This window comes from Microbacterium salitolerans, assembly GCF_019720895.1.
Classification (GTDB): Bacteria; Actinomycetota; Actinomycetes; order Actinomycetales; family Microbacteriaceae; genus Microbacterium.
The window spans coordinates 16539-42859 of the sequence record NZ_JAHKSH010000005.1 but is presented as its reverse complement, the minus strand read 5'-3'; the positions used below and the strand labels follow the sequence as shown (position 1 = coordinate 42859).

The following is a 26321-nucleotide window of genomic DNA, read 5'->3' as shown; positions in this document are numbered from 1 at the left end:
AACGTAGAATTGCTCGCGTTATGACCACGCCTTCCAGTGCCCCCACACTCATCGAGCCCTCGCCCGCCGCGTTCGACGCCTCCGGCAGGCCTCGCTCGTACGAGGTGCGCACATTCGGATGTCAGATGAACGTGCACGACTCCGAGCGCCTCTCGGGCTCCCTCGACAGTGCGGGGTACGTGCAGGCGGCCGAGGGCGAAGATGCCGACGTCGTCATCATCAACACCTGCGCGGTACGAGAGAACGCCGCCGGCAAGCTCTACGGCACGCTCGGACATCTGAAGTCCAAGAAGGACGAGCACGACGGCATGCAGATCGCCGTCGGCGGGTGCCTCGCGCAGATGGACAAGGACGCCGTCGTCGAGAAGGCCCCGTGGGTCGACGTCGTCTTCGGCACCCACAACATGGGCTCGCTCCCGCAGCTTCTCGAGCGATCGCGTCACAACGGCGATGCCGAGCTCGAGATCCTCGAGTCGCTCGAGGTCTTCCCGTCGACGCTTCCGACCAAGCGCGACTCGACCTACTCGGGCTGGGTCTCGATCTCGGTCGGCTGCAACAACACGTGCACGTTCTGCATCGTTCCGAGCCTGCGCGGCAAGGAGAAGGACCGCCGCCCCGGCGACATCCTCGAGGAGATCAAGCTCCTGGTCGATGACGGGGCGATCGAGGTCACGCTCCTCGGGCAGAACGTGAACACGTACGGCGTCGAGTTCGGCGACCGTCAGGCGTTCGGCAAGCTGCTGCGCGCCTGCGGCGAGATCGAGGGACTCGAGCGCGTGCGCTTCACGAGCCCGCACCCGGCGGCCTTCACCGACGACGTGATCGACGCGATGGCCGAGACCCCGAACGCGATGCCCCAGCTGCACATGCCGCTCCAGTCCGGCAGCGACAAGGTGCTGAAGGACATGCGCCGTTCCTACCGTGCGAAGAAGTTCCTCGGCATCCTGGACCGCGTGCGCGAGCGGATCCCGCACGCGGCGATCACGACCGACATCATCGTCGGCTTCCCCGGCGAGACCGACGAGGACTTCGCGGAGACGATGCGGGTCGTCGAGGAGGCCCGGTTCTCGAGTGCGTTCACGTTCCAGTACTCGATTCGCGAGGGCACACCTGCCGCGACGATGACGGATCAGGTGCCCAAGGAGGTCGTGCAGGAACGTTACGACCGCCTCCTGGCCCTCCAGCAGCGCATCACGCTGGAAGAGAACGAGAAGCAGCTCGGCCGCACGATCGATCTGCTCGTGTCGAAGGGTGAGGGCAAGAAGGACGCGTCGACGCATCGCCTCACGGGCCGTGCAGAGGACAACCGGCTCGTGCACTTCGAGGTGCCGGAGGGGTCGGAGATCCCGCGCCCGGGAGATGTCGTGACCGTAACGGTCACGCACGCGGCGCCGTCCCATCTGCTCGCCGACAGCCGCGACGGCGCACCTCTCACGATCCGGCGCACACGGGCCGGCGACGCGCACGATCGTGCGCAGGCCGACTCCTGCGGCGTCCCGACGCCGAGCGGCCAGGTCGCGAACGGCTCTGTGACGCTCGGGCTTCCGACCATTCGTCTCGGCGCGTGACGCTGCTCCCGCCCGACGTTCCGGGCGGCGTGCGTGGCCCGCAGCTGTGGGCGGTCGTCGGGGCGACGGGAACGGGCAAGAGCGACCTCTCGCTCGACCTCGCCGAGGCGCTGGCGGCGCGCGGTGAGCACGCAGAGGTCGTGAACGCCGACGCGATGCAGCTGTATCGCGGGATGGACATCGGCACGGCGAAGCTCGCTCCGGACGAGCGCCGGGGGATCCCGCACCACCTCTTCGACGTGCTCGAGGTCACCGAGGAAGCGGCGGTCGCGGCCTACCAGGCCGACGCGCGACGGGCCATCGATCGCGTGATCGCCGGGGGACGCCATGCGATCCTGGTCGGCGGATCCGGCCTCTACGTCTCGAGCGTGCTGTTCGACTTCCGCTTCCCGCCACGCGACGACGCGCTGCGTGCGCGTCTCGAGGAACGGCTCGCCCATGAAGGCGCCGGAGCCCTCTACGACGAGCTGCGGCAGAAGGATCCGACGACGGCCGACCGCGTGGATCCGCGCAACACCCGACGTCTCGTCCGGGCCCTCGAAGTGCTCGAGCAGGGCGGCGAAGGACACGGGGCCGCGCTGCCGGCGGCGCCGACGATGTGGCGGGAGGCGACCGTCCTCGGGCTGAGGACGGAGCGTGCGGCGCTCGTCGAGCGGCTCGACCGTCGCGTCGAGCGGATGTGGCGGCAGGGGATGGCCGACGAGACGGCAGCACTGCGCGCCCACGACCTGGAGAGCGGGAAGACGGCGAGCCGCGCGATCGGATACGCGCAGGCGCTCGCGCAGCTCACGGGCGAGAAGACCGAGTCGGAGGCGATCGCCGAGACGCAGGCTCTCACCCGACGCTACGCGCGCCGACAGGTCAGCTGGTTCCGGCGCTACGACGGGGTCCGCTGGATCGATTCCTGACCGTCACCGGTCACGCGGGCGGCGTGGGGCGGTGCCGCGCGAGCGCGTGCATGCCGACCCAGGCGGCGGTGCAGCTCGCCACGACGAGCGCGGCGATCGTTCCGGCCGCGCCCGGCCAGGCGGCCCGCTCGAGCGCCAGGCCGATGAGCCACCCGAAGAGCGCCGTGCCGACGAGCCACGACAGCTGGAACAGCGCCGTCGACTGCGCACGGCCGACCTGGGCGCGCGAGCCGGACTGCCCGCTGACGATCGGATGGATGAACCCCCACCCGGCCGTGAAGAGCGCGAGGCCCACGACCGAGGTCGTGATCGAGGACGGCAGGGTGAGGGCGACGCCGATGATCTCGAGCGCGAACCCCACGGTCATCGTCTGGACGATGCCCCATCGCGGTACGAGTCGCGGTGAGAGCTGAGAGCACGCGGCGCCGATGAGGTAGGCGAGGAAGAACAGGTTGACGACGGTCGCGGGGACCGAGAACGGCGGATCCTGCAGGCGGTAGCCGAGGTAGTTGTACAGCCCCGCGAACGCCCCCATGTGCAGGAAGCCGATCGCGTACAGCGACAGCGTCAGCGGATCGCGCAGGTTGAACGCGATGCTGCGCAGAGTGACCCGGAGGCGGACGCGCTGCGGGCGGTACCCGCGCGGACGGGGCGCGGTCAGGAGGAACGCGACGCCGGCCGCGACGGCGAGCAGCGACACGGCTTCGATTCCGACGCGCCAGGACGTCGCTTCGGCGAGCTGTCCGGCGACGAGTCGACCGACGATCCCGCCGATGGTGTTGCCCGAGATGTAGATGGACGCCGCTCGTGCGATGTGCCCCGAATGGATCTCCTCGGCGAGGTACGCCATCGCGACGGCCGGCACGGCGCCGAGCGCGGCGCCCATGATCGCGCGCATCGCGAGGAACAGCTCGAATGTCGGCATGAGCGGCGTCAGCACGCCGACGACGCCCGAGACGACGAGCGCGACCTTCATCGTGGGCACGCGCCCGAAGCGATCCGCGACGGACGCCCACGGCAGCACCGACGCGGCCATGCCGAGGGTCGCGAACGACAGACTCAGCGAGGCGGTCGACGGCGCGATGCCGAGCTCGGCGGACATCGCGGGCAGCACAGCCTGCGCGTCGAACACCTGCGCGAACGTCGCGAACCCCGCGGCGAAGAGCGCGAGGAGGACGCGGCGGAACGCCGCATCACCGTGCCGGTGTCCCTGCCATCCGCTGTCGTCGCTCATTCCGGCGAGCCACGTTACTCCTCGTGGAGAGGGCGGCTCTCAGCGAGCGACGAGCCCCCAGGTGTACGCGAGGATGACGAGCTGCACGCGATCGCGCGCCTCGAGCTTCTGCAGCAGTCGGCTGATGTGCGTCTTCACCGTCGAGATCGACAGGAAGAAGCGCGACGCCAGCTCGTCGTTGGTGAGTCCTTCGCCGATGGCGACGAGGATCTCGCGCTCACGCGGCGTGAGCGAGGCGAGTCTTGGATCCGTCACGGCCTGCTGGGGGGCGGGCGCCTCGACGAACCGCTCGATCATCCGGGCCGTCACGCGCGGCGCGAGCGCCGCGTCGCCGGCGTGGACGGCGCGGATCGCGCGCAGGAGCTCGGGAGGTCGTGCGTCCTTCAGAAGGAAGCCGCTCGCGCCGGCGCGCAGAGCCGCGAAGGCGTACTCGTCGAGGTCGAACGTCGTGAGCACGAGCACGCGCGGCGCGTCGTCTTCGGCGGTGATCCGCTCCGTCGCGGTGATGCCGTCGGTCCCCGGCATCCGTACGTCCATGAGCAGCACGTCGGCCTCGCGGCGCGCCGCGAGAGCGATCGCCGCGTCTCCGTCGGGCGCCTCGGCGACGACCTCGATGTCGGGCTGGGCGTCGAGCATCATGCGCAGTCCCATGCGCACGAGCTCCTGGTCGTCGACGATCGCGACGCGGATGGAATCGGCGGTCATGCGGGGTCCTCTCGTGACGTGTCCGTGAAGAGCACCGCTTCGACCCGCCAGTGCCCGTCGGAGCGGGGACCGACGTCGACGGATCCGCCGTGCAGCGCCGCGCGCTCCGTCATGCCGATGAGTCCGCGCCCCGCGCCGTCGGACGGCTGCGGGTCGCGCGTGATGTCGTTGTCGATCGTGATCGTCACGCGATCGGGATCCACTCGGGTGCGCACGACGACCTGGCGTGCGCCCGGCGCGTGTCGCAGGGCGTTCGTCAGCGATTCCTGCACGATGCGGTAGGTCGTGAGCGCGAGTCCGCCCGGCGGCAGCTCCGCCCCTTCTCGCTGCCACGCGACCGGCAGTCCCGCGTCGCGGAACTGTGCGACGAGGACGCCGATGCCGTTCGCTCCGGGCTGGGGCGCGAGCTCCGCGTCGGAATCCGGCGCACGCAGGACGGCGAGCAGACGTCGCATCTCCGCGAGCGACTCGCGCCCCGTCTCGGCCACGCGGCGCATGGCGTCGGGCGCGCTGTCGGAGCCGGCCTCGGCCTGTGCGGCGGCGCCCTCGGACAGGGTGATCATGACCGTAAGGCTGTGCGAGACGATGTCATGCATCTCGCGCGCGATGCGTGTGCGCTCGTTCGAGACCGCCAGCTGCGCGCGCTGGTCGCGCTCGCGGACGAGGTCCTGCGCACGGGCGATGAGCGCCTGCTCGTACCGCCGGCGCCCGCCGATCCAGAGCCCGACGAGCGTCGGGATGATCAGGCCCGCCCCGACCTGGAGGAGATCGGCGAGCACGAGGGCCCACCACGGTCCCACCATGCGGTCGGCGTCGAACTGCAGGAGGACGAACGACACGGCGGCGGCGAGGCCGAATCCGAGCCACGCGCGCCGCACGCCGGCGAACACGCCGAGTGAGTACAGCGCCACCCACATCGCGGCACCGCTGGCGGCTCCTTCGTTCCCCGAGCTGAGAGCCGAGATGAGCAGAGAGAGCCCGAGCAGGAGGAAGGGCCAGCGCCGCCGCAGCATCACGCCGGCCGTGAGCACGACGATCGCGACCGCCGAGACGACGATGATGCGGGTCGGGTCGTCCACGGTGAGCCCGAGCGAGATCACGACGAGCACGTGCGGTGCGATGACGAGGAAGAAGGCGATGACGCCGTCGATCGTCCGCGGGTGGGAATCGACCCATCTCCGCAGGAACCCAGGGGGCTTCGGCAGCTCGACGGACGCGGCCTCGCCCGGCCCCTGTGCGGAGCCGGGCGAGGTGTGCGTCGAAGAGCTCATCGAGAGCGAATCTACGCGTCGCGGCGCGACACGACGATCGCACCGCCGAGGAAGGCGGCGGCCGCCCAGCCGAGCGTCAGTGCGAGATCGCGCACATACATCCCCGTGAACTCGGCGATCCCGCTCGCGAGGGTCTGCAGGGTGGATCCGAGGAGCAGCTCGGACACCTGAGGGCCCCACTCCCAGGGCACCTGCAGGAGCAGCATCGGGATGATGAACAGGAAGACCAGCGTGAGCGTGACGGCCCAGGTCTCTGAACGCAGGAGGCTCGCGATGCCGAGTGCGAAGATCGCGACGGCGGTTGCGGCCAGCGCCCCGCCGAGGATCGGCACGATGACGTCGAACACGGGGTCCGAGATGCCGAGAGGGAGCCCGGCGATCGAATAGACGACGGAGCTGACGGCGTACGCCAGGGCGAAGGCGATGATCGTGGCGACGAAGACGGCGGCCCCGACGACCGCGGCCTTCGCGAGGAGCATCGGCACGCGGCGCGGCGACGCGGCGAGCTGGGAGCGGAGAGAGCCGGTCGCGTGCTCCTTCGCGTAGGCGGCGGCGCCGACGATCACCGCGACGGCGATCGCGAAGATGGAGCCGTTCAGGGCGATCGCGGGTACGGGCGGGATCCACTCGAGCATGGCCGTGTCGCCGCCGGAGCTGGAGAAGTCATACGCCCAGAGCGTGGCGAAGGCGGCAGCGGGAAGGACGACCAGGGCGATCCCGATGAAGAGCGAGACGATGTTCCCGCGCAGGCTCGAGAGGCTGATCCATTCGGCGCGCAGAAGCGTGCCGAAGGTGACGCGAGAAGCGGTCGGTGCGGGCGCCGCGGCGGGAGCGGCGGCGGGGGTGGTCAGAGTCGTGGACATGATGCGGTGCCTTTCGTGCGTCAGGCCGCGGCCGACGCGTCGCTGCGGTACTCGACGGCGTCGCCCGTGAGAGCGAGGTAGGCCTCTTCGAGCGAGGCGGAGACGGGGGTGAGCTCGTGGAGGTCGAGGTTCTCGAGGGCGGCGGTGCGCGCGATGCGATGTGCGGGGATCCCCGTCACCTCCATCTCGTCCGCCGCCGTCTGCAGGATCGTCACGCCGTCGGCGGAGAGGAGGGAAGCGAGCACCGTGGCGTCGGAGACCTTCACACGCGTCGTCGTCTGGTCGGCGGCTCGCAGGAAGTCGCCGATCGGGGCGTCCGCGAGTACGCGTCCGCGGCCGAGGACGATGATGTGGTCGGCCATCTGCGCCATCTCGCTCATGAGGTGCGACGAGATGAAGACGGTGCGGCCCTCGGCGGCGCGTGCCTTCGCGAAGCCTCGCACCCAGTGCACACCCTCGGGGTCGAGGCCGTTGACGGGCTCGTCGAACATGAGGACCTGCGGGTCGCCGAGCATCGTCGCGGCGATTCCGAGCCGCTGGTGCATGCCGAGCGAGAATCCGCCGACGCGGCGCTTCTGCACCGCGGTGATGCCCGTGAGCTCCATGACGTCGTCGACGCGGCGGCGGGGGATGCCGTTGGTGGCGGCGAGGAGCCGCAGGTGGTCGACGGCGCGCCGCCCCGGATGCACGGCCTTCGCGTCGAGCAGGGCGCCGGCCTGATGCAGGGGGTCGGCGTGCTCGGGGAAGGGGCGTCCGTTGACGGTCGTCGACCCGCTCGTGGGGCGGTCGAGCCCCATGATCGCGCGCATCGTGGTCGACTTGCCGGCGCCGTTCGGTCCGAGGAAGCCCGTCACCTGTCCGGGCTTCACGGTGAACGACACGTCATCGACGGCCGTGTGCGCGCCGAAGCGCTTCGTGAGGTTCTCTGCTGTGATCATGCCTCCATTCTTCGAGAGCGCGTGCGCCGGCACATCGGAGGAGGGACGGATCCTCGGGAGTCACCCGTCATACCGGGGTATGACGGGGTACGGGTCCCTAGACTGGGGTCATGCCCGAGATCCCCTTCACCAAAGGCCACGGCACCGGCAACGACTTCGTGATCGTGGCCGACCCCGACGGGGAGCTCGACCTCTCACCCGAGCAGGTCGCCGCGCTGTGCGACCGACGCTTCGGCATCGGGGGCGACGGGCTGCTGCGCGTCGTCCGCTCGCGCGCGATCGACGCCGGTCGGGCCGCGCTCGCCGAGGAGCCGGCGGCGGAGTGGTTCATGGACTATCGCAACGCCGACGGCTCCATCGCCGAGATGTGCGGCAACGGCGTGCGTGTGTTCGCGCGCTACCTCCTCGACACGGGTCTGGCGTCGCTCGACCCCGGCTCCACCCTGCCGGTCGGCACGCGCGGGGGGGTGAAGGACGTCACGCGGAGCGAGACCGGCTTCCAGGCGGATCTGGGGCGCTGGCGCACCGACGGTGAGGATCCGCTGGTGCGCGCCAAGGGCATCGACGTCGCGCGCCCCGGGATGAACGTGGATCTCGGCAACCCCCACGTGGTGGTCGCGCTCGCGAGCGAAGAGGAGCTCGAAGCGCTCGATCTCACGGTCCTGCCCATCATCGATCCGGCGCCCGCGAGCGGCGCGAACGTCGAGTTCGTCGTGCCGAGCGATCCGCTCGTCAAGGACGGCGTCGGGCGCATCCGCATGCGAGTGTTCGAGCGCGGCGTCGGGGAGACGCTGTCGTGCGGAACCGGGACGGTGGCGGCGGCGCTTGCGGTCCGGTCCTGGGCGGGCGCGCAGGCGCCGAACAATTGGCGTGTCGAGGTGCCGGGAGGAACGCTGGGGGTGCGCATGTTCCCGACAGAGGAAGGCGAGCACGTCGCCCTCTCGGGGCCCGCGACGCTGGTGTTCTCGGGCACGGTCGCCCTCGCCTGAGCGTCACCCCAGGGCGAGGGCCGAGGCGACTCCGAGCATGACGACGGCGATGAGGCCGTCGAGGATTCGCCAGGAGCGCGGCGAGCGGAGCCAGCGGGCGGCGAAGCGCGCCGCGAAGGTGAGGAACACGAACCAGGTGGCGCTGCCGAGGATCCCGCCGATCGCGAAGAGCCACCGGTCGTCGCCGTAGGCCGTGGAGACCGACCCGAGCATCAGCGCCGTGTCGAGGTACGTGTGCGGGTTGAGCCAGGTGATCGCCAGGACGGTGAGGACGGCGGGCAGCGTCGCGGATGCCGGGCGCCGACGGGTTTTCGTGAGCGTCGTCGTCCCGCCGCCGAGGGGCTCAGGAGCCGGCTCCGTGTCGCGCTCCCGCGGGATCTCGATCGCCTCGCCCTTCGGGCGGATCGTGCGCCACGCGGCGAAGAGCCCGTAGCCGGCGAGGAAGGCGACGCCGGCCCATTTCGCCGCCGGCAGCACCCACGGCGCGTGCTCGACGATGACGCCGAATCCGGCGACGCCGACCGAGATGAGGATGACGTCGCTCGCCAGGCAGACGGCAGCGAGGATGATCGCGTGGCGGCGTCCCTCGCGCGCATGGCGGATCCCCTCGCGGAGGAGGAAAACGTTCTGCGCGCCGGGTGCGACGATGAGCGACAGGCATAGGCCGAAACCGGCGAGCAGAGCGGTGAGCATGGATCCCATCGAACGCGGGAACCTGCGAGAATCAAAAGCAGATGTGTCGATCCGAAAGATGGTGAAGCAGCGCTTATGTGGATTGCTCCCGACCTGGCCGAGACGGTCGCGGCGATCGTCGACGAGGGATCGTTCGACGCGGCCGCGCGGCGCCTGCGCATCTCGCCGTCCGCGGTGAGTCAGCGCCTGCGTGCGCTCGAGACGCAGCTCGGCCGCGTGCTCCTGGTGCGCTCGCGACCGGTCCACGTGACCGACGCAGGCGCCGTCGTGCTCCGGGTCGCGCGCCAGTACGCACTCATCGGCCACGAGGCGTCCGTCGAGCTGGGCCTCGACCGCGGCGGGCTCGTGCACGTGCCGATCGCCGTCAACGCCGACTCGCTCGCCGTGTGGCTGCTTCCCGCCTTCGAAGCGGTCACGCACCAGCACGAGGTCACCTTCGAGCTTCTGCGCGAGGACGAGGACCGCACCGGTGCGCTGCTCGAGTCCGGTGCGGCGCTCGCCGCCATCACCTCGCAGGGCTCGCCGGTGGCCGGCTGTTCGGTGACTCCGCTCGGCGCCACGACGTACACCGCCGTCGCGACGCCGGCCTTCATCGCCCGCTGGCTGCCGCACGGCGTGACGGCCGAAGCGCTCGCGGTGACGCCCGTGATCGATTTCGATCGCTCAGATGACGTGCAGTCGGAGTGGCTGCGGGCACACGGAGTGGATCCTCTGGTCCCGCCGCGTCACTACGTGCCGGCGTCCGAAGACTATGCGGCCGCCGTGCGGCTCGGCATGGGGTGGGGCATGCTCCCGCCCGCGCAGGCGGCCGCGTCGATCGACCTCGGGACGCTGCGCGAGTTGGGGGCGCCGGCGCTCACCGATCCGCTCTACTGGCAGCAGTGGAACATCGCCTCGCCCGTGCTCACGGCGATCCGCGAGTCCGTCGTCGGGCACGCGCGCCTCGCGCTCGCTCAGGCGGAGTGACGCGGGTCAGGCGATCGGCAGCGGGCCCGTGGCGGGATCCCCGTGGTGGCGCACTTTGAGCACCCGGAATCCCTTGGCGGTGGCATGGCGGCGCGTCGAGAAGCCGTCCACGAACGTGGCGTCCATCCAGCGCTGGAGCGAGTCGCTGCCGAGGTTGCGCTGCACGACGAAGTATCCGTCGCTGTGGTGATCGAGGCGGGGGATCCACGTCTCGAGGAGCTCGTGCAGGACCTCCTTGCCCACGCGGATCGGCGGATTCGAGCGGATCGTGCGGAACACGACGTCGTCGGGGATCTGATCGGCGGTGACGGGGTGGACGTTGTCGAGCCCGAGCGCCTCGGCGTTGCGACGCACGAGGTCGAGAGCGCGCTCGTTGACGTCGAGTGCCCACACCCGCGCGTGCGGCGCCTCCATCGCGAGCGTCAGAGCGATGGGGCCCCAGCCGCATCCGAGATCGAGGAAGTCACCACCCGCGGGGGCCTCGGGTGAGTTCGCGAGAAGCACCGATGTGCCCTTGTCGAGTCGTTCGGGGCTGAAGATCCCACGCGCAGTCGTGACCTCGACATCTCGTCCAGCGAGGGTGACAGGAAGACGGCGGAGTTGCTCCGGACTCGAGGGCGCGGCACTGAAGTAGTGTTCCCCCATAGCGCGCGACTCTACCCGAGGGGCGCCGCACGGGGAAAGAGCGGTGACCTGCCGCGCGCGCCGGATCCGCGGTATCCTGGAGGGCTTGAGACCACCCCAGGAGAGGCACCACTTGACCGACACCACCCACACCGGCGATGCGCCCGTCGACGGCGATCGCGACGACGCGACCCTCGACCGCATCCTCTCGCGCGACGAGACGCGCTCCTCGGCCCGGGTGTTCGGCGCCGCGCAGGCGCTGCAGGACGACGCGACGGCGCGCGGCGGCACCGGAGACGGCGAGCAGTGGGATCTCGAGGCACGCCACGCGCTGCGCCGCGTTCCCGGGCTCTCGACCGAGCTCGAAGACGTCACCGAGGTCGAGTACCGCCAGGTACGCATGGAGAACGTCGTGCTCGTCGGCGTGTACTCCCAGGGCTCCCTCGTCGACGCGGAGAACTCGCTGCGCGAGCTCTCCGCCCTCGCCGAGACGGCCGGATCCGTGATCCTCGACGGCGTGTTGCAGCGCCGCCCGCATCCCGACCCCGCGACCTACGTCGGGCGCGGCAAGGCCGAAGAGCTGCGCGACATCGTCAAGGCCGAGGGCGCCGACACGGTCATCGCCGATGCCGAGCTGGCGCCGAGCCAGCGCCGCGCGCTCGAGGACGTCATCAAGGTGAAGGTGATCGACCGCACGGCGGTGATCCTCGACATCTTCGCGCAGCACGCCAAGACGCGAGAGGGCAAGGCGCAGGTCGAACTCGCCCAGCTCGAGTACCTCCTGCCGCGCCTGCGCGGCTGGGGTGACTCCATGAGCCGTCAGGCCGGTGGCCAGGTCGGCGCCGGCGGGGCCGGAATGGGCTCTCGCGGCCCCGGTGAGACGAAGATCGAGCTCGATCGCCGTCGCATCCGCACCCGCATGGCCATCCTCCGTCGCCAGATCCGCGATTTCGCGCCCGCGCGCGAGGCGAAGCGCACGGAGCGCAAGCGCCACACGATCCCGTCGGTCGCGATCGCGGGCTACACCAACGCCGGCAAGTCGAGCCTGCTCAACCGCCTCACGCACGCGGGAGTGCTCGTCGAGAACGCGCTCTTCGCGACGCTGGATGCGACGGTGCGGCGCACCGAGACGGCCGACGGCCGTGTGTTCACGCTCGCCGACACGGTCGGGTTCGTGCGCAACCTCCCGCACCAGCTCGTCGAGGCCTTCCGATCGACGCTCGAGGAGGTCGGGCAGTCCGACGTCATCGTGCACGTCGTCGACGGCAGCCACCCCGATCCGGGCGGTCAGCTGGCGACGGTGCGAGAGGTCCTGGCCGACGTGGGCGCGCGAGATGTGCCCGAGATCGTCGTGTTCAACAAGATGGATCTCGTCGATGACTCCGAGCGGCTCGTCTTGAGCGGTCTCGCACCCGGCGCCGTGTTCGTGTCCTCGCACACGGGCGAGGGCATCGAGGAGCTGCGCCGCACCGTCGAAGCCGCACTGCCGGTTCCCGAGGTCGAAGTGCGCGCCCTCGTGCCGTACGAGCGGGGTGACCTCATCTCGGCGATCCACGAGACGGGGCAGTTCCTCGCCCAGACCCACGAGGCCAGCGGCACCCTTGTGCACGCGCGGGTCGACGCCCGACTCGCCGCCGACCTCGCGCCGTACGCCGCGTAGGGCGTCAGACCGCGTAGGTCTCGAAGCCGAACCAGATCAGCAGCGCCACGGCGAGGCTCAGCGCCCAGCTGACCATGCTGCCGACGAGGAAGTACTCGGCCATCGTGCCGCGGTCGCGATCGCGCGAGATCTCGGGGAAGCGCACGATGCCCTTGGCCGCCACGAGGGCTGCGATCAGGTGGTAGCCCTGCGCGATCACCAGCCCCGCGATCAGGAGGCGTTCGAGCGGGCCGATCATGCGACCGCCGCGCAGCGTCGGCCGCGGCGGAGCGACGTCGGCCGGCGGGTCGGCCGGGCGACTGGCGAACGGCCAGAGCCACCGGCCGCGGGGCGGGTCATCCGGCAGGTCGACCGCTTCGCGTCGCAGAGCCGTGCGCACGATGAGGTTGGACGACTGGACCAGGAAGAGCCCCGAGCCCACACATAGCACGACGAGCGGCAGGGGGACGGACCCGGCGGCGAGCTCGATCGTGTCGGACCTCGTCGGGATGATGACGGCGCTGACGGCGACGGCGACCCCGACGAGCAGGACGGGGACGAAGCCGGCGCGCGCGTCGTCGTCGTGCATGGTCGCCGCCCAGAGGAGAGCGAACGCGGGCGCGATGAGTGCGAGCACGACGCCGGAGACGGTGAACCCCTGCAGGGCGACGCCCACGGCGGCACTGGACAGGAGGATCGCAATGATCCCGATGAGGCTCGCGCGGCGACTCGACGGCGAGGGCCCGCGCGCGGCGCGCACGAGGTCGACGGCGCCGATCGTGCCGAGGATGAGTCCTGCGATCTCCATACCCATGACGGTACGGCCAACCCCCGACAAACGAGGCGCGCCGCCGCCGGGTGCGTCGCGGGGAGGCGGCGACGCGCACGGGCGCCGCCAGAGCGCACGCTGATCGACATCCTGCGGGAGACCGCCCACCGACACCTGGACGCGTCGGTGCTCGAGGATGGCAGATGAGCCCTGAGCTGCGGCGAGCTCATCGCCCTGGTCCGGCGACCGGGGGCACGGCTGTGCGGGCAGGCCGTAGGTCGACGCGGAGGCGCGCACGTTTCTGTCGGATGTGCCTCTGGGACCGGACGACCGCGTGCTCGCGGGGCTCTCCGTCGAGTTCGGCCCCGCTCCAGGCGACGAGCGCCTCGCCGGCGCCCCCGCACGCGGATGCCCGATCCGCTCCCACCTCCCCGCGTCGTTCGCGAGAGTCAGGACAGCGTGAGCGGATCCACGCCCGGCGTCTCGAACCCGAGGACCTCGCCGAGGAAGGCGAGCTCGGACGCGAAGCACTTCACGATCGTCTCCGCCTGCCGGAACCCGTGGCTTTCCCCGTCGAACAGGATGTATGCATACGGCACGTCGTTCGCCGCGAGCGCGTCGCGCAGCGCCTCCGACTGCGAGGGCGGCACGACCGGATCAGCGGTGCCCTGGAGGATCAGCAGCGGGGTCGTCAGCGACTCGGGGCGCGACAGGGGAGAGCGGTCGATGTACTCCTGCTCGGCCTCAGGCCACGGGCCCACGAGGCTGTCGACGTATCGCGCCTCGAAGTCGTGCGTCTCGGCGAGGAGCAGGCGCAGGTCGGCGACGCCGTAGCGGCTGATCCCCGCGGAGAACACGTCGGTGTCCGCCAGCGCGCACAGCACCGTCCACCCGCCCGCCGAGCCGCCCTTGATGGCGAGGCGGCGCGGATCCGCGAGCCCCGCGTTCACGAGGCCCTGCGCCGCCGCGGCGACGTCCTGCACGTCCGACACCCCCCAGCCTCCGTTGAGTCGCTCCCGGTAGGCGCGGCCGTAGCCAGATGACCCGCCGTAGTTGACATCGAGCACACCGATCCCGCGGCTGGTGAAGAACGCCGTGCCCTGCGACAGATCCCCGGAGACATGGCCCGTGGGGCCGCCGTGCACGAGGACCAGGACGGGCGGGAGCTCGCCGTCGGGCGCCGTGACGACGGGGTGGCTCGGCGGGTAGTAGAAGGCGTGCACCGGACCGTTGGGTCCGGAGAACGTCAGGGGCTCGGCGACGGAGCGCAGCCCGGGGACGTCGTCGATTTCTCCGCCCCGCAGCGCCTCGAGAGAGCGCGCGTCGACGTCGAGCTGCCACAGCCCGCCCGGAACATCGGCCCCCGCACCGGTGAGGAGCACGCGCTCACCGCGCACATCGTGGATCTGCACGTCGCCCGTCAGGGGCGTCTCGAGCTCCGTCACGGCGCCGCCCGTCGGATCCACGATGAGGAGCTCCGAGCGCCCATTCGTCACCACCGCGACGACGCGGCCGTCGGCGAGCGCCGCGTACCAGCGCGAGCCGAGGCTCCACAGCGCGCCGCCCGTGTCGGCGTCGACCGGGAAGATGGGATCCGGGCCCGCGACGGCGAGCCCCTCGTCGAAGCGCAGCCAGTACAGGTTCCAGCGCGCGGGCGCATCCGGCTCTCCCGTGGCGATCGGCGGATCCGCGAGGAACATCAGCTCCTCGTCGCCCGTCCACTCGGGCTGGAGCGCCGAGACGTTCTTCCCGTCGGCGACACCCCGGCCACCCGCTGCGCGGATCCAGGACGAGACGCGTCCGTCGGCGTCGAGGGTCCCGACCCGCAGCTCGGCGGCGTCCCAGGGCATGTCGGGATGGTCCCAGGCGATCCAGGCGAGCCGACCCGCGCGCGGGGCGGGGTAGGCGACGAAGTCGCTGCCGCCGACGACGGAGACGATCGCCTCGGGATCCGTGGCGCCCGCTCCGTCCAGCGGAATGCGCACGATCTCTCGCAGAGGCGTCTCGTGCGGCACCTCGTGCGTCTCTCGGACGGCCCACAGTGCATCCTCCGCGAAGACGAGGTCGCCGAACACGAACCGCGAGTCCGCGGGAGTCAGGGGAGCGGGACCCTCGCCGAGCACGAGACTGTAGATGCGCTGATCGGCCTGGTGCACGAACGCCACGCGCTCGTCGCCGGTGACGGTCCACGCGCCGCCGCCGTACTCGTGCACGCGCGATCGCGCGCTCCATGGAGCCGGGAGGACGGGCGTGCCCTCCTGCGAGCGGAAGATCGCCGTGCGCCCGCGCTCCGACGGCACGGATTCCGCCCACCACACTTCGTCGCCGACGTAGCGCGCGCGCCCGAGACGCAGCGAGCCCGTGGGCATGTCCTCGGGTCGGATCGGCGACGGCCAGGTTCCAAAGGCGAGCTGGTCGGTGTGGGCCATGGCTCCACGCTATGGCACGGCCGTCACGGCGTCACGCGACGGCATGCCACGGCGCGCGAGATGATCTGCCGTCGACGGGCGTCGCATCGCGGGATGGTGCGTGATCGCGCCGCGTCGTCGTGGTCGCGCGTGCGGTCAGACGGCCCGCATCACGGCGACGACGCGGCCGAGGACGACCGCCTCGTCGCCGAGGATCGGCTCGAAGGCGGAGTTGCGGGGGAGGAGCCATACATGGCCGTCGCGACGGCGGAAGGTCTTCACGGTCGCCTCGCCGTCGAGCATCGCCGCGACGATCTCGCCGTTCTCAGCGTCGTTCTGCGCACGGATCACGACCCAGTCGCCGTCGCAGATGGCCGCGTCGATCATCGAGTCGCCCGACACCTTGAGCATGAACAGCTCGCCGCCGCCGACGAGCTGACGCGGGAGGGGGAAGACCTCCTCGACCTGCTGCTCGGCGGTGATCGGCACGCCCGCGGCGATCTGGCCGACGAGCGGCACCATCGCGGCGTCACCGACCGCGGGAGCGATGTCGGCGGGGTTCTCGGTCGCGGACGTGCCGGGGAGGTCGATGAGAACCTCCATTGCGCGCGTCTTGCCGGGGTCTCGACGCAGATAGCCGCTGAGCTCGAGCTGGCCGAGCTGATGGGTGACGCTCGACAGCGACTTGAGCCCGACGGCGTCGCCGATCTCGCGCATGCTCGGCGGGTACCCGTTGACTTGGATCGACTGCTGGATCACCTCGAGGATGGCCAGCTGCTTCTCGCTCAGATTCTTGCGGCGGCGTCCACGGGGGGCCTGCTGCTTGTCGGCGGCGCTCATCCGCTGCTCCTCTTCGAATGTCAGGGGTTCCTGGTGTCGTGATCTGCGTCACCCGAGACGCTACCCGAGGCGATGCGATCTTCGGGAGATTTGTTCGAGTGTGTCGTGCTCATGTCGACGAATTTCTTCGAAGAAAGGGTTGACGCGTTCGAATATTCGAAGATAAGTTCGGTACATCGATACGAGAGAAGGTCAGCAGATGAGCACCGTCGCACTCACCGCACCTGCGGTACGAATGACGTCGACCCGCCTGCGCATCACCCGCCGCGGTCGCCGCGTCCTCGCGTCCCTCGCCGCGATGCCCCTCGCTGTCGGCATCGCGGCGGCAGTCCTCGGCGGCGGCAGCGCGATCGGCTCCGACGAGCCGGGCGCACCCGCCGGCACGTTCGGCTCCGTCACGGTCATGTCCGGTGAATCGCTCTGGAGCGTCGCCGAGCGCGTGGCTCCCGGCGTCGACCCGCGCGACGTCGTCGACGAGATCGTCGCCCTCAATCAGCTTCCCGGCGCGCTGGTCGAGGCGGGGCAGACCCTCGCCCTGCCGGCCGTCTACTCCGGCGGGCGCTGACCTGACGGGTTCGCCGTAGCATTGTCAGGGTGACGGTGACACTCGACGACCTCCCCCTCCGAGACGATCTGCGTGGGCAGAAGCCCTACGGTGCGCCTCAGGTGCCGCTTCCGATCGCTTTGAATGTCAACGAGAACACGCATCCGATTCCCGGCGCCGTCGCCGACGACATCGCCGACGCGGTCGCGAAGAGCATCTCGGGCCTCAACCGCTACCCGGATCGCGAGTTCACCGAGCTGCGTGAGGCATTCGCGTCCTACCTCGGCCACGGGCTGAGCCCCGACCAGATCTGGGCGGCGAACGGGTCGAACGAGGTCCTTCAGCACCTGCTGCAGGCGTTCGGGGGTCCGGGCCGCACGGGATTCGGGTTCGCTCCGACGTACTCGATGTACTCGCTCCTCGTCCGAGGCGTCGGATCCGAGTGGATCGCGGGGACCCGCGGTCCGCGCTACGAGATCACTGCGGAAGACGCGGCCCGTCAGGTGCGCGAGGCGGATCCCGACGTCGTGTTCCTCTGTGCGCCGAACAACCCCACGGGAACCCCTCTGTCGATCGAGGTCGTCGAGGCCGTCTACGAGGCTTCGCGCGGCATCGTGATCGTCGATGAGGCGTACTTCGAGTTCGCGCCCGCGGAGGCGACATCGGCGCTCACGCTGCTGCCCGGTCGCGAGCGCCTCGTGGTGTCGCGCACGATGAGCAAGGCCTTCGCGTTCGCCGGAGCCCGCGTCGGCTACCTCGCGGCCGACCCCGCCGTCATCGACGCGCTGCGACTGGTCCGCCTGCCCTATCACCTGAGCGCCGTCACGCAGGCCGCGGCCACAGCTGCGCTGAAGCACAGCGGCGAGATGCTCCGCATGGTCGACGACATCGTCCAGCAGCGCGAGCGCATCTCGGCCACCCTCGAGGCCCTGGGCTACGACCCGTACCCCACCTGGAGCAACTTCGTTCTCTTCGGCGGCGTCGACGACCCGCACGAGACGTGGACCCGCCTGTACGACCGCGGCGTCCTCGTGCGCGACATCGGCATCCCCGGGCACCTCCGGGTCTCGGCGGGAACCGAAGACGAGACCAGCACCTTCCTCGACGCCCTCGCGGCCATCCGCGACTGACTGAGCCACGCCCGAATAGGATCCTGCTATGACGAACGCGCGCACCGCGAGCCGCACCCGCACGACCAGCGAGTCGTCGATCGAGCTCGAGCTCGACCTCGATGGCACCGGCACCAGCAGCATCGACACGTCTGTGCCGTTCTTCGATCACATGCTCACGGCGTTCGCGAAGCACTCGCTGACAGACCTCCGCATCACGGCGAAGGGCGACACGCACATCGATGTCCACCACACGGTGGAGGACACGGCGATCGTGCTGGGCGAGGCGATCCGCGAGGCGCTCGGCGACAAGGCGGGGATCTCTCGCTACGGCGACGCCCTGGTCCCGCTCGACGAGGCGCTCGCGCAGGCCGTCGTCGACATCTCGGGGCGTCCGTTCCTCGTGCACACGGGCGAGCCCGACGGGTTCGAGATGCACCTCATCGGCGGTCACTTCACCGGCTCGATGGTGCGTCACACGTTCGAGGCGATCGCGTTCCACGCCGGGCTGACGATGCACGTGCGCGTGCTCGGAGGCCGCGACCCGCACCACATCGCCGAGGCCGAGTACAAGGCGCTCGCTCGCGCGTTCCGCCAGGCGAAGGCGCGTGACCCGCTCGTGAAGGGCATCCCGTCGACCAAGGGCGCCCTCTGATGGCGCAGAGCGCGCCCCTCATCGCGGTCCTCGACTACGGCTCCGGCAACGTCCACTCGGCGGTCAAGGCGCTCGAGGCCGCGGGTGCCGACGTGCGGCTCACGCGCGACCGCCAGGAGGTGATGAGCGCTCAGGGGCTTCTCGTGCCCGGCGTCGGGGCGTTCAGTGCGGTGATGGAGCAGCTGAATGCCATCCGCGGCGCCGAGCTCATCGAGCGTCGTCTGGCGGGCGGGCTCCCGGTCATGGGTATCTGCGTCGGCATGCAGGTGATGTTCGAGCGCGGCATCGAGCGCGGGGCCGACACGGAGGGTCTCGGGGAGTGGGCCGGCGTCGTGAGCAGGCTCGAGGCGCCCGTCGTGCCGCATATGGGATGGAGCACGGTCGAGGCAGGCAAAGGGTCGAGGCTGTTCGCGGGTCTCGAGAACGAGCGCTTCTATTTCGTCCACTCGTACGCGGCGCAGGAGTGGACGCTCGACGTCCTGCCCCCGTTTCCTCAGCCCGCCGTGACGTGGGCGACGCACGGCTCCCGCTTTCTTGCGGCGGTCGAGAACGGTCCGCTGACGGCGACGCAGTTCCACCCCGAGAAGTCGGGCGAGGCGGGCATCGCCCTCCTGCGCAACTGGATCGACACGCTGCCCCGCTGACGACGTGCGCACCTCGGTCCGAGGGCACGCGACGCGCCGATTGGCCGGATCGGTTCGAGGGGTCTAGCCTTATCGCTTGTGCGTCACGCGGGAGAGTCCGGCGGGCCTCGAGGAGAGATGAACGATTTCGCGTCCACACCCGGTCTGATCCTTCTGCCCGCTGTCGACGTCGCGGGTGGCAAGGCCGTGCGCCTGACCCAGGGCGAGGCGGGTTCTGAGACGAGCTATGGCGACCCGGTCGAGGCTGCAGAGCAGTGGAAGGCCCAGGGCGCCGAGTGGCTGCACCTGGTCGACCTCGACGCGGCATTCGGCCGTGGCAGCAACACCGCCGTGCTGCGCAAGGTGATCAAGCACATGCGCGGCGTCAACGTCGAGATCTCTGGTGGGATCCGCGACGACGCGTCGCTCGAGGCCGCGCTCGCCTCCGGTGCGCAGCGCGTGAACCTCGGCACCGCGGCGCTCGAGAACCCCGACTGGACCGAGGCGGTCATCGCCCGCTACGGCGAGGCGATCGCGGTCGGCCTCGATGTGCGCGGCACCACGCTCGCGGCGCGCGGGTGGACGCAGGAGGGCGGCGACCTCTGGCAGGTGCTCGAGCGGCTCGAGCAGGCGGGCTGTGCCCGCTACGTCGTCACCGACGTCACGAAGGACGGCACGCTGCGCGGGCCGAATATCGAGCTGCTGCGTCAGATGACCGAGCGCACCGACAAGCCGGTCGTGGCGTCGGGCGGCATCTCGAGCCTCGACGACATCGCCGCGCTCCGCGAGCTCGTGCCGCACGGCGTCGAAGGGGCGATCGTCGGCAAGGCGCTCTACTCGGAGGCCTTCACGCTGGCCGAGGCACTGGATGTCGCGACCGTCTGACGAGGGTCGAGGCTCGGGAGTCTCCTCGGAGACCCCGAGTCACCTGGCGCATCTCGCCGGCAACACGGCCGATTCGGCCGGCCGGGCGTGGGAGGGCCGCACGTTCCAGCCGAACCCCGCGGCCGGAGACGACGGATCCGCGGATCCTGCACTCTGGGAAGCGCTGACGCGATTCCGAGCGGGTGAGGGAGCCCCGGATCAGGTCGTCGATGCGATGCGCGAGGCGCGCGTCCTCGTGCCGCTCATTGCGGAGAAGGGCGACGAGGGCGTCGGACCGACGGGTCTCGTCGTCGACAAGACGCAGGAGCTGTCGATCGTCACGGTCGCGGCGCCCGACGGGCGCAAGGTGCTGCCGGCGTTCACGTGCGTCGACACGATGCGCGCGTGGAACGCGGAGGCGCGCCCGATCCCCGTGGCGGGCACCCGAGCGGCTCTCGCCGCGGCGGGAGAGGACACGGATCTCATCGTGCTCGATCCGACGAGCCCGACCGAGTTCGTCGTCCGGCGACCGGCCGTGTGGGCGATCGCGCAGTCGCAGCCATGGGCCCCTGCCTGGCGCAGCGACGAGGTCGTCCGCGCCTTCCACGAGTCGATCGGCTCCGAGCTGGCCGTGCTCGATCTGGCCGTGGAGCCCGGTGACCCCGAGGCGCGCCTGCGCGGCCCCGAGGTCACCGTCGTGCTGACCCTCATGCAGGGTCTCGATCGTGCCGAGCTCGACACGGTGCTGGGCCGCCTGGCACAGCGATGGTCGGCCGACGACCGCATCGCCGTGCTCGTCGACTCGCTGCAGATCGCTCTGCGGTCAGAGTAGAGCCGTCCGGCACTCCTCGTAGGCGGGGTGGTGGGCGAAGCGGGCCGCGCCTCCCGGGTTCGCCGTCACGAGCGTCTCCTGCAGCACGCAGTACGACGACTTGCGCTCGAGTTCGGCCGTCCACGGCGTCGCGGATCCCTGTCCGTCGAACGTGACGGGCACCCACGAGTACGCGTCGGATGCGCCCCACAGCGTGAACGACCCGCAGCTCGACTCGGCGAGGCACGCGTTCAGCACGAAGTCGTAGAACTCGTCCTGCTGGGCGACCATCTCGGCTGTCGGCTCGCCGTCTTCGGGCATGGTCATGCGCACATCGAGCTCGGTGATGGCGGTCTCGAGCCCGAGAGCGCCGAACCGGGCGAGGTTGTCCGGCAGGGTCGTGTCGTAGCCGTACATCGTGCCGAGGTGCGACTGCAGCCCCATCCCGCCGACGGGGACGCCGTCGGCGAGGAGCTCGCGCGCGAGGTCGTAGTAGGCGTCCGCTTTCACGTTCATCCCCTCGACGTTGTAGTCGTTGAAGAACAGCACGGCCTCCGGGTCGGCCTCGTGCGCCCAGCGGAACGCATCGGCGATGATCTCGGGGCCGAGCTCGCGGATCCAGATGTTCTCCTCGCTGCGCAGGTCGCCCTGCTCGTCGAAGATCTCGTTCGCGACCTCCCAGTGCATGATCCGGCCGGCATACCGTTCGACGACGGTCGTGATGTGCTCGTGCAAGATGTCACGCAGCTCGGCGTCGGTGAAGTCGCCGTTCTCGAGCCAGTCGGGGTTCTGGCTGTGCCAGAGCAGGGTGTGCCCGCGCACCGCGATCCCCGCGTCGTCGGCGAACTCGACGATCGCGTCGGCATCGGCGAACGCGAACTCGTCCTGCGCGGGGCGCAGGTGGTCCCACTTCATCTGGTTCTCGGGTGTGAGCGAGCCGAACTCGCCCGCGAGCAGGTTCCGGTAGTCCTCGTCGAAGGTGAACGGGTCGGGATAGGCGGCATCGCCATGGTGGCCGCCTCCGGCCGCGGCTCCGCCGACGACGAGGTCGTTCGGCGCGGCGGCGTCGAGGCCGTCGAGCGCGGCGAGGCCGGGCGGCGAAGTCGGGGGAGCGGCGGCCGCGGGTGCCGCGGTCGCGAGCAGGGCGAGAGCGGCCGTGCCGCCGAGGGCGGCCAGGAGTGTGCGTCTGGTCATGGTCAACCTTTCCGTGGTCGACGGCGTCGTCGACGTCGTGGGATCGGGCGCCGCGGTGCGCCCTTAAGTTGTGTCAGCCAACAAAACGAAAGGTATGGGACAGGGGAGCGATGACGCAAGGGGGAGATGGAAAACGATATCGACCGCGCGGTGATGCGCCTGTCGGGGAGCGGCGACCGTCGCGGGGAGGGGGGGTGGAGCGGTCCGCGCGCACGATGCGGGGCGACGCCGAAACGACGTCGCCCCGCATCATGGAGTGTGGTCAGATGACCGGCCCGGTGAACTTCTCCCCGGGGCCCTGTCCCGGGACGTCGGGGATCGATGAGATCTCGCGGAACCGCAGCTGCAGGGATCGCAGGCCGTCGCGGATCGGGCGGGCGTGGCTGTCGCTGATCTCGGGAGCGGCGCCGGTGACGAGGCCGGCGAGCGCGTTGATGACCTTGCGGGCCTCGTCGAGGTCGATGAGGTCCTCTGCGCCGTCCTCTTCGCCCAGTCCCAGCTTGACCGCGGCGGCGCTCATGAGATGGACGCAGGTCGACGCGATGACCTCGACGGCGGGAACATCGGCGAGGTCGCGCGTGGCATCGATGGCCGACGCGGCCTTCTCCTGCTCGTCCCAGCGATCGACGCGGGAGGAGTCGAAGCTGTGGGCGTGCGCGGCCTGATCGCCGGGGATGGTGCTCATGTGCTGCCTTCTGGTAGACTTGTCCGGGCTCCGATATTGTTTCGGACGAAAGAGGATCTTCATCCCACCCGCGCTTGCCGTTCCAGGCTACCGGGTCACTTGGCACTCCGCTCACCGTGAGGTGGGTAGGAGCGGTTCATGCGTGAACTGCTCACAGGGTGATGGTGTGCGCGAGAAGTCGGCGCGACGCACGGGTGGATGCTGATCTCTCTCCCGCCCGTGGCGCGATCCTCGCACCGCGGTGGCTCATTCACTACTGCACTGAGGAGTTCCGCATCAGCGATCCCCGCATCAACGAGCGCATTCGCGTTCCCGAGGTTCGACTCATCGGCCCGGGAGGCGAACAGATCGGCGTCGTCCGCAGCGAGGTGGCGCTCCGCCTCGCGCAGGAGGCCGACCTCGACCTCGTCGAGGTGGCTCCCGAGTCGCGTCCTCCCGTCGCCAAGATCATGGACTACGGGAAGTTCAAGTACGAGACCGCGCAGAAGGCCAAGGAAGCACGTCGCAATCAGGCGAACACGGTTCTCAAGGAGGTCCGCTTCCGCCTGAAGATCGACCAGCATGACTACGACACGAAGCGCAAGCGTGCCGAGGGCTTCCTCAAGGCCGGCGACAAGGTCAAGGCCATGATCCTGTTCCGCGGTCGAGAGCAGCAGCGCCCCGAGATGGGCGTGCGCCTGCTGATGAAGTTCGCTGAAGAGGTCTCGGAACTCGGATCCGTCGAGTCCCGCCCGAAGATCGATGGCCGCAACATGGTCATGATCATCGCGCCGGCCAAGAACAAGTCCGAGGCCAAGGCGGAGCAGAACGCCCAGCGTGCGGCCAACAAGAAGGCCGCGCGCGATGCGAAGCACGCGCACAAGGCTCCCGCAGGCGAGTAGTCACCACATCGCCTTCCCGCTCTCCGGAGCGGGCAGCACCCACGTCGCCCACCCGGGCGCTCACGTCAAGGAAAGTCACGAAGAATGCCGAAGCAGAAGACCCACTCGGGTGCCAAGAAGCGCTTCAAGATCACCGGCAGCGGCAAGATCAAGAAGCAGCAGGCGAACATGCGCCACAACCTCGAGCACAAGTCGAGCCGTCGCACGCGTCGTCTGAACCAGGACCAGATCATCTCGGGCAACGACGTCAAGACCGTCAAGAAGCTCCTCGGTCGCTGAGCGGCTCGAAACTCGTTACTCGATAAGGAAATTCACTCATGGCTAGAGTCAAGCGCGCAGTCAACGCGCACAAGAAGCGTCGCGTCATCCTCGAGCGCGCCTCGGGTTACCGTGGCCAGCGTTCGCGCCTGTACCGCAAGGCGAAGGAGCAGGTCACTCACTCCCTCGTCTACGCATACCGCGACCGCCGCAAGCGCAAGGGCGACTTCCGCCGCCTGTGGATCCAGCGCATCAACGCCGGCGCCCGCGCCAACGGCCTCACCTACAACCGCTTCATCCAGGGCCTGAACCTGGCGGGCGTCGAGGTCGACCGTCGCATGCTCGCGGAGCTCGCGGTCAACGAGCCCGCCACGTTCGCGACGCTCATCGAGGTCGCGAAGGGCGCTCTGCCCGGCGACGTCAACGCCGCGAAGGCTGCGTAAACACGCGATCGACGTTGAAGAGGGGCATCTCGCGAGAGATGCCCCTCTTTGGCATCTCTTCCCGCGGGCGCCGCGCCGCCGGATCGAGCAGATCGCCCCGGGCATCACGCCGCGGGCTCAGGTCGGATCCATAGACTCGTGTCCATGCTCGAGAACCCCCGCGCCGCTCGCGTCCGCACGATCCGCAAGCTCGGCCAGCGCAGCAGCCGCCGCGAGACAGGCCGCTTCCTCCTGGAGGGGCCGCAGGCTGTGCGCGAGGCGCTCACCTATCGTCCGGATCTGGTCGAGCAGCTCTATGCCACGCCGACAGGTCTCGAGAAGCACGGGGACATGCGCGCCCTCATCGATGACGCGCGCGCGGAGAACCCCGACCTCGAGTGGGACTACGCCGATGAGGACGTCGTCGCAGCGATGTCCGACACGGTCACCCCGCAGGGCTTCGTCGCGGTGGCGCGACAGAACCCGACCGCGCTGAAGGACATCTTCCCGGCCGGTGGCGAGACTCCTCGGCTCGTCGTCATCTGCGAGGAGGTCCGGGATCCGGGCAATCTCGGGACGATCCTGCGCGCCGCCGACGCCGCGGGCGCCGATGCGGTCGTCCTGACGGGACGCACGGTGGATCCGTTCAATCCGAAGGTCGTCCGCTCGACGACCGGATCCCTCTTCCACCTGCCGTTCGCCGTCGACGCAGATCTCGCCGACGTCACGGGGCGCGCACGCAGCGCGGGGATGCAGGTGCTCGCGGCCGATGTGAAGGGCGACGACCTGCTCGCCGCGCGTTCGAACGGCACGCTCGAGCGGCCGACCGCGTGGGTGTTCGGGAACGAGGCCCGCGGCCTGCCCGACGACGCGCTCCGTCTGTGCGATCGCGCGCTGCGGCTGCCGATCTACGGCCACGCCGAGTCACTCAACCTTGCGACCGCGGCCAGCGTCTGCCTCTACGAGACGGCCTTCGCTCAGCGCTCGGTCTGACGCCGCGTTACGACTGCGTAACCGGTGACGGGTCGATCGCAGGAATGCTGATGTTCCGTCTAGGCTGACCCCTATGGCAGAGCCCCTCGTCGTCATGGACAACGTGCAGAAGCACTACGGTGACTTTCACGCACTGAAGAACATCGACCTCACGGTCGGCAAGGGCGAGGTCGTCGTCGTGATCGGTCCGTCCGGTTCCGGCAAGTCGACCCTGTGCCGCACGATCAACCGCCTCGAGACGATCACGAGCGGATCCATCACGATCGACGGCAAAGAGCTTCCGAAGGAGGGCAGGGCCCTCGCGTCGCTCCGCGCCGATGTCGGCATGGTGTTCCAGTCGTTCAACCTCTTCAGCCACCTGACGATCCTCGAGAACGTCACCCTCGGGCCGATCAAGGTGCGCGGCCTCAAGAAGGCCGACGCCGAGAAGCAGGCGCATCAGCTCCTCGAGCGCGTCGGCATCGACCAGCAGGCCGACAAGCTGCCGGCGCAGCTGTCCGGCGGCCAGCAGCAGCGCGTCGCCATCGCCAGGTCCCTCGCGATGCACCCGAAGATCATGCTCTTCGACGAGCCGACCAGTGCGCTCGACCCCGAGATGATCAACGAGGTCCTCGACGTCATGGTCGGTCTCGCGAAGGAGGGCATGACGATGGTCGTCGTCACCCACGAGATGGGCTTCGCACGCAAGGCCGCAGACCGCGTCGTCTTCATGGCCGACGGCGAGATCGTCGAGGAGGCCACGCCCGAGGAGTTCTTCACGAACCCGCAGTCCGCCCGGGCGAAGGACTTCCTCTCGAAGCTGATCACGCACTGAGGCGCGATCTGCCCGCACACCGATCACGGCGCCATTCCACACAGCATCAGGCG

At 70.0% G+C, this 26321-nt stretch carries 28 protein-coding genes; 16 read left to right on the top strand and 12 right to left on the bottom strand.

The window, feature by feature from the left end; all coding sequences use genetic code 11:
- Positions 1-20 precede the first annotated feature (20 nt).
- The gene (miaB, locus tag KOL93_RS12200; RefSeq protein ID WP_221585663.1) at positions 21-1568 is read left to right on the top strand and encodes a tRNA (N6-isopentenyl adenosine(37)-C2)-methylthiotransferase MiaB; all 1548 of its coding nucleotides are present in this window, start codon (positions 21-23) and stop codon (positions 1566-1568) included.
- Between the two features lie 29 nt (positions 1569-1597).
- Positions 1598-2476, top strand: coding sequence for a tRNA (adenosine(37)-N6)-dimethylallyltransferase MiaA (gene miaA, locus KOL93_RS12195; RefSeq protein ID WP_221585989.1), 879 nt, complete (start codon positions 1598-1600; stop codon positions 2474-2476).
- A 10-nt stretch (positions 2477-2486) separates the two neighbouring features.
- Here the strand turns inward: miaA and KOL93_RS12190 are convergent, their stop codons facing one another.
- Genes KOL93_RS12190 through KOL93_RS12170 form a run of 5 tightly spaced genes read right to left on the bottom strand, consistent with a single transcriptional unit; the run spans position 2487 to position 7487 of the window.
- On the bottom strand, positions 2487-3710 hold the full coding sequence (locus KOL93_RS12190) for an MFS transporter (protein WP_221585662.1): 1224 nt from the start codon (positions 3708-3710) through the stop codon (positions 2487-2489).
- Positions 3711-3749: 39 nt separating this feature from the next.
- Positions 3750-4415 carry a response regulator transcription factor gene (locus KOL93_RS12185; RefSeq protein ID WP_221585661.1) on the bottom strand — a complete coding sequence of 222 codons (666 nt, stop codon included), beginning with the start codon at positions 4413-4415 and terminating at the stop codon, positions 3750-3752.
- A complete protein-coding gene (locus KOL93_RS12180) occupies positions 4412-5686 on the bottom strand; it encodes a sensor histidine kinase (RefSeq protein ID WP_221585660.1) in 1275 nt (424 codons plus the stop codon). Before KOL93_RS12180 ends, KOL93_RS12185 begins: the two co-directional genes overlap by 4 nt.
- Positions 5687-5697: 11 nt before the next feature.
- Positions 5698-6549 carry a hypothetical protein gene (locus tag KOL93_RS12175; RefSeq protein ID WP_221585659.1) on the bottom strand — a complete coding sequence of 284 codons (852 nt, stop codon included), beginning with the start codon at positions 6547-6549 and terminating at the stop codon, positions 5698-5700.
- Between the two features lie 20 nt (positions 6550-6569).
- Complete coding sequence (locus KOL93_RS12170) at positions 6570-7487, bottom strand: ATP-binding cassette domain-containing protein (protein WP_221585658.1); 918 nt, start codon at positions 7485-7487, stop codon at positions 6570-6572.
- 110 nt (positions 7488-7597) lie between these two features.
- Here KOL93_RS12170 and dapF point away from each other — a divergent pair, with 110 nt between their 5' ends.
- Positions 7598-8476 carry a diaminopimelate epimerase gene (gene dapF / locus KOL93_RS12165; RefSeq protein ID WP_221585657.1) on the top strand — a complete coding sequence of 293 codons (879 nt, stop codon included), beginning with the start codon at positions 7598-7600 and terminating at the stop codon, positions 8474-8476.
- Positions 8477-8479: 3 nt separating this feature from the next.
- Here the strand turns inward: dapF and KOL93_RS12160 are convergent, their stop codons facing one another.
- Positions 8480-9169 carry a LysE/ArgO family amino acid transporter gene (locus KOL93_RS12160; protein WP_221585656.1) on the bottom strand — a complete coding sequence of 230 codons (690 nt, stop codon included), beginning with the start codon at positions 9167-9169 and terminating at the stop codon, positions 8480-8482.
- Between the two features lie 75 nt (positions 9170-9244).
- Between KOL93_RS12160 and KOL93_RS12155 the strand changes: the two genes are divergently transcribed.
- Positions 9245-10135, top strand: a complete 891-nt coding sequence (locus KOL93_RS12155; RefSeq protein WP_221585655.1) for a LysR family transcriptional regulator ArgP — start codon at positions 9245-9247, stop codon at positions 10133-10135.
- Between the two features lie 6 nt (positions 10136-10141).
- On the opposite strand, the gene KOL93_RS12150 is transcribed toward KOL93_RS12155, so the two are convergent.
- Positions 10142-10780 carry a class I SAM-dependent methyltransferase gene (locus tag KOL93_RS12150; protein ID WP_221585654.1) on the bottom strand — a complete coding sequence of 213 codons (639 nt, stop codon included), beginning with the start codon at positions 10778-10780 and terminating at the stop codon, positions 10142-10144.
- A gap of 112 nt (positions 10781-10892) precedes the next feature.
- Between KOL93_RS12150 and hflX the strand changes: the two genes are divergently transcribed.
- Positions 10893-12419, top strand: a complete 1527-nt coding sequence (hflX, locus tag KOL93_RS12145; RefSeq protein WP_221585653.1) for a GTPase HflX — start codon at positions 10893-10895, stop codon at positions 12417-12419.
- A 4-nt stretch (positions 12420-12423) separates the two neighbouring features.
- Here hflX and KOL93_RS12140 read toward each other — a convergent pair whose 3' ends face one another.
- The 3 genes from KOL93_RS12140 to lexA all read right to left on the bottom strand — a co-directional run bounded on the left by KOL93_RS12140 (position 12424) and on the right by lexA (position 16415).
- Positions 12424-13206 carry a hypothetical protein gene (locus KOL93_RS12140; protein WP_221585652.1) on the bottom strand — a complete coding sequence of 261 codons (783 nt, stop codon included), beginning with the start codon at positions 13204-13206 and terminating at the stop codon, positions 12424-12426.
- A gap of 410 nt (positions 13207-13616) precedes the next feature.
- A complete protein-coding gene (locus KOL93_RS12135) occupies positions 13617-15596 on the bottom strand; it encodes an alpha/beta hydrolase family protein (protein ID WP_221585651.1) in 1980 nt (659 codons plus the stop codon).
- 135 nt (positions 15597-15731) lie between these two features.
- On the bottom strand, positions 15732-16415 hold the full coding sequence (gene lexA, locus KOL93_RS12130) for a transcriptional repressor LexA (RefSeq protein WP_221585650.1): 684 nt from the start codon (positions 16413-16415) through the stop codon (positions 15732-15734).
- A 199-nt stretch (positions 16416-16614) separates the two neighbouring features.
- On the opposite strand from lexA, the gene KOL93_RS12125 reads away from it, so the two are divergent.
- The 6 genes from KOL93_RS12125 (at position 16615) to KOL93_RS12100 (ending at position 21042) form a co-directional block, all read left to right on the top strand.
- The gene (locus KOL93_RS12125) at positions 16615-16980 is read left to right on the top strand and encodes a LysM peptidoglycan-binding domain-containing protein (protein WP_221585649.1); all 366 of its coding nucleotides are present in this window, start codon (positions 16615-16617) and stop codon (positions 16978-16980) included.
- Positions 16981-17009: 29 nt separating this feature from the next.
- On the top strand, positions 17010-18089 hold the full coding sequence (locus tag KOL93_RS12120; RefSeq protein ID WP_221585648.1) for a histidinol-phosphate transaminase: 1080 nt from the start codon (positions 17010-17012) through the stop codon (positions 18087-18089).
- A gap of 28 nt (positions 18090-18117) precedes the next feature.
- The gene (hisB, locus tag KOL93_RS12115) at positions 18118-18723 is read left to right on the top strand and encodes an imidazoleglycerol-phosphate dehydratase HisB (protein WP_221585647.1); all 606 of its coding nucleotides are present in this window, start codon (positions 18118-18120) and stop codon (positions 18721-18723) included.
- Positions 18723-19367 (top strand): imidazole glycerol phosphate synthase subunit HisH, encoded by a 645-nt coding sequence (gene hisH / locus KOL93_RS12110; protein ID WP_221585646.1) that lies wholly within the window; start codon positions 18723-18725, stop codon positions 19365-19367. Before hisB ends, hisH begins: the two co-directional genes overlap by 1 nt.
- A 117-nt stretch (positions 19368-19484) precedes the next feature.
- Positions 19485-20231 carry a bifunctional 1-(5-phosphoribosyl)-5-((5-phosphoribosylamino)methylideneamino)imidazole-4-carboxamide isomerase/phosphoribosylanthranilate isomerase PriA gene (gene priA, locus KOL93_RS12105; RefSeq protein WP_221585645.1) on the top strand — a complete coding sequence of 249 codons (747 nt, stop codon included), beginning with the start codon at positions 19485-19487 and terminating at the stop codon, positions 20229-20231.
- The gene (locus KOL93_RS12100; RefSeq protein WP_221585644.1) at positions 20215-21042 is read left to right on the top strand and encodes an SseB family protein; all 828 of its coding nucleotides are present in this window, start codon (positions 20215-20217) and stop codon (positions 21040-21042) included. The genes priA and KOL93_RS12100 overlap by 17 nt, the downstream gene beginning before the upstream one ends.
- On the opposite strand, the gene KOL93_RS12095 is transcribed toward KOL93_RS12100, so the two are convergent.
- Together KOL93_RS12095 and KOL93_RS12090 are read right to left on the bottom strand one after the other, a co-directional pair.
- Positions 21034-22215 (bottom strand): endo-1,4-beta-xylanase, encoded by a 1182-nt coding sequence (locus KOL93_RS12095; protein ID WP_221585643.1) that lies wholly within the window; start codon positions 22213-22215, stop codon positions 21034-21036. The genes KOL93_RS12100 and KOL93_RS12095 overlap by 9 nt on opposite strands.
- 262 nt (positions 22216-22477) lie before the next feature.
- Positions 22478-22900 (bottom strand): DUF1844 domain-containing protein, encoded by a 423-nt coding sequence (locus tag KOL93_RS12090; RefSeq protein WP_221585642.1) that lies wholly within the window; start codon positions 22898-22900, stop codon positions 22478-22480.
- A 275-nt stretch (positions 22901-23175) separates the two neighbouring features.
- Here KOL93_RS12090 and infC point away from each other — a divergent pair, with 275 nt between their 5' ends.
- From infC to KOL93_RS12065, 5 genes are all read left to right on the top strand, one after another.
- Positions 23176-23781 carry a translation initiation factor IF-3 gene (gene infC, locus KOL93_RS12085; RefSeq protein WP_374107119.1) on the top strand — a complete coding sequence of 202 codons (606 nt, stop codon included), beginning with the start codon at positions 23176-23178 and terminating at the stop codon, positions 23779-23781.
- A gap of 84 nt (positions 23782-23865) precedes the next feature.
- A complete protein-coding gene (rpmI, locus tag KOL93_RS12080) occupies positions 23866-24060 on the top strand; it encodes a 50S ribosomal protein L35 (RefSeq protein WP_221585640.1) in 195 nt (64 codons plus the stop codon).
- A 38-nt stretch (positions 24061-24098) separates the two neighbouring features.
- Entirely contained in the window at positions 24099-24482 is a 384-nt protein-coding gene (gene rplT, locus KOL93_RS12075) for a 50S ribosomal protein L20 (RefSeq protein ID WP_221585639.1), read from the top strand.
- 144 nt (positions 24483-24626) lie between these two features.
- On the top strand, positions 24627-25454 hold the full coding sequence (locus tag KOL93_RS12070; protein ID WP_221585638.1) for a TrmH family RNA methyltransferase: 828 nt from the start codon (positions 24627-24629) through the stop codon (positions 25452-25454).
- Between the two features lie 73 nt (positions 25455-25527).
- A complete protein-coding gene (locus KOL93_RS12065) occupies positions 25528-26268 on the top strand; it encodes an amino acid ABC transporter ATP-binding protein (protein WP_221585637.1) in 741 nt (246 codons plus the stop codon).
- The last annotated feature ends 53 nt before the right edge of the window (positions 26269-26321 follow it).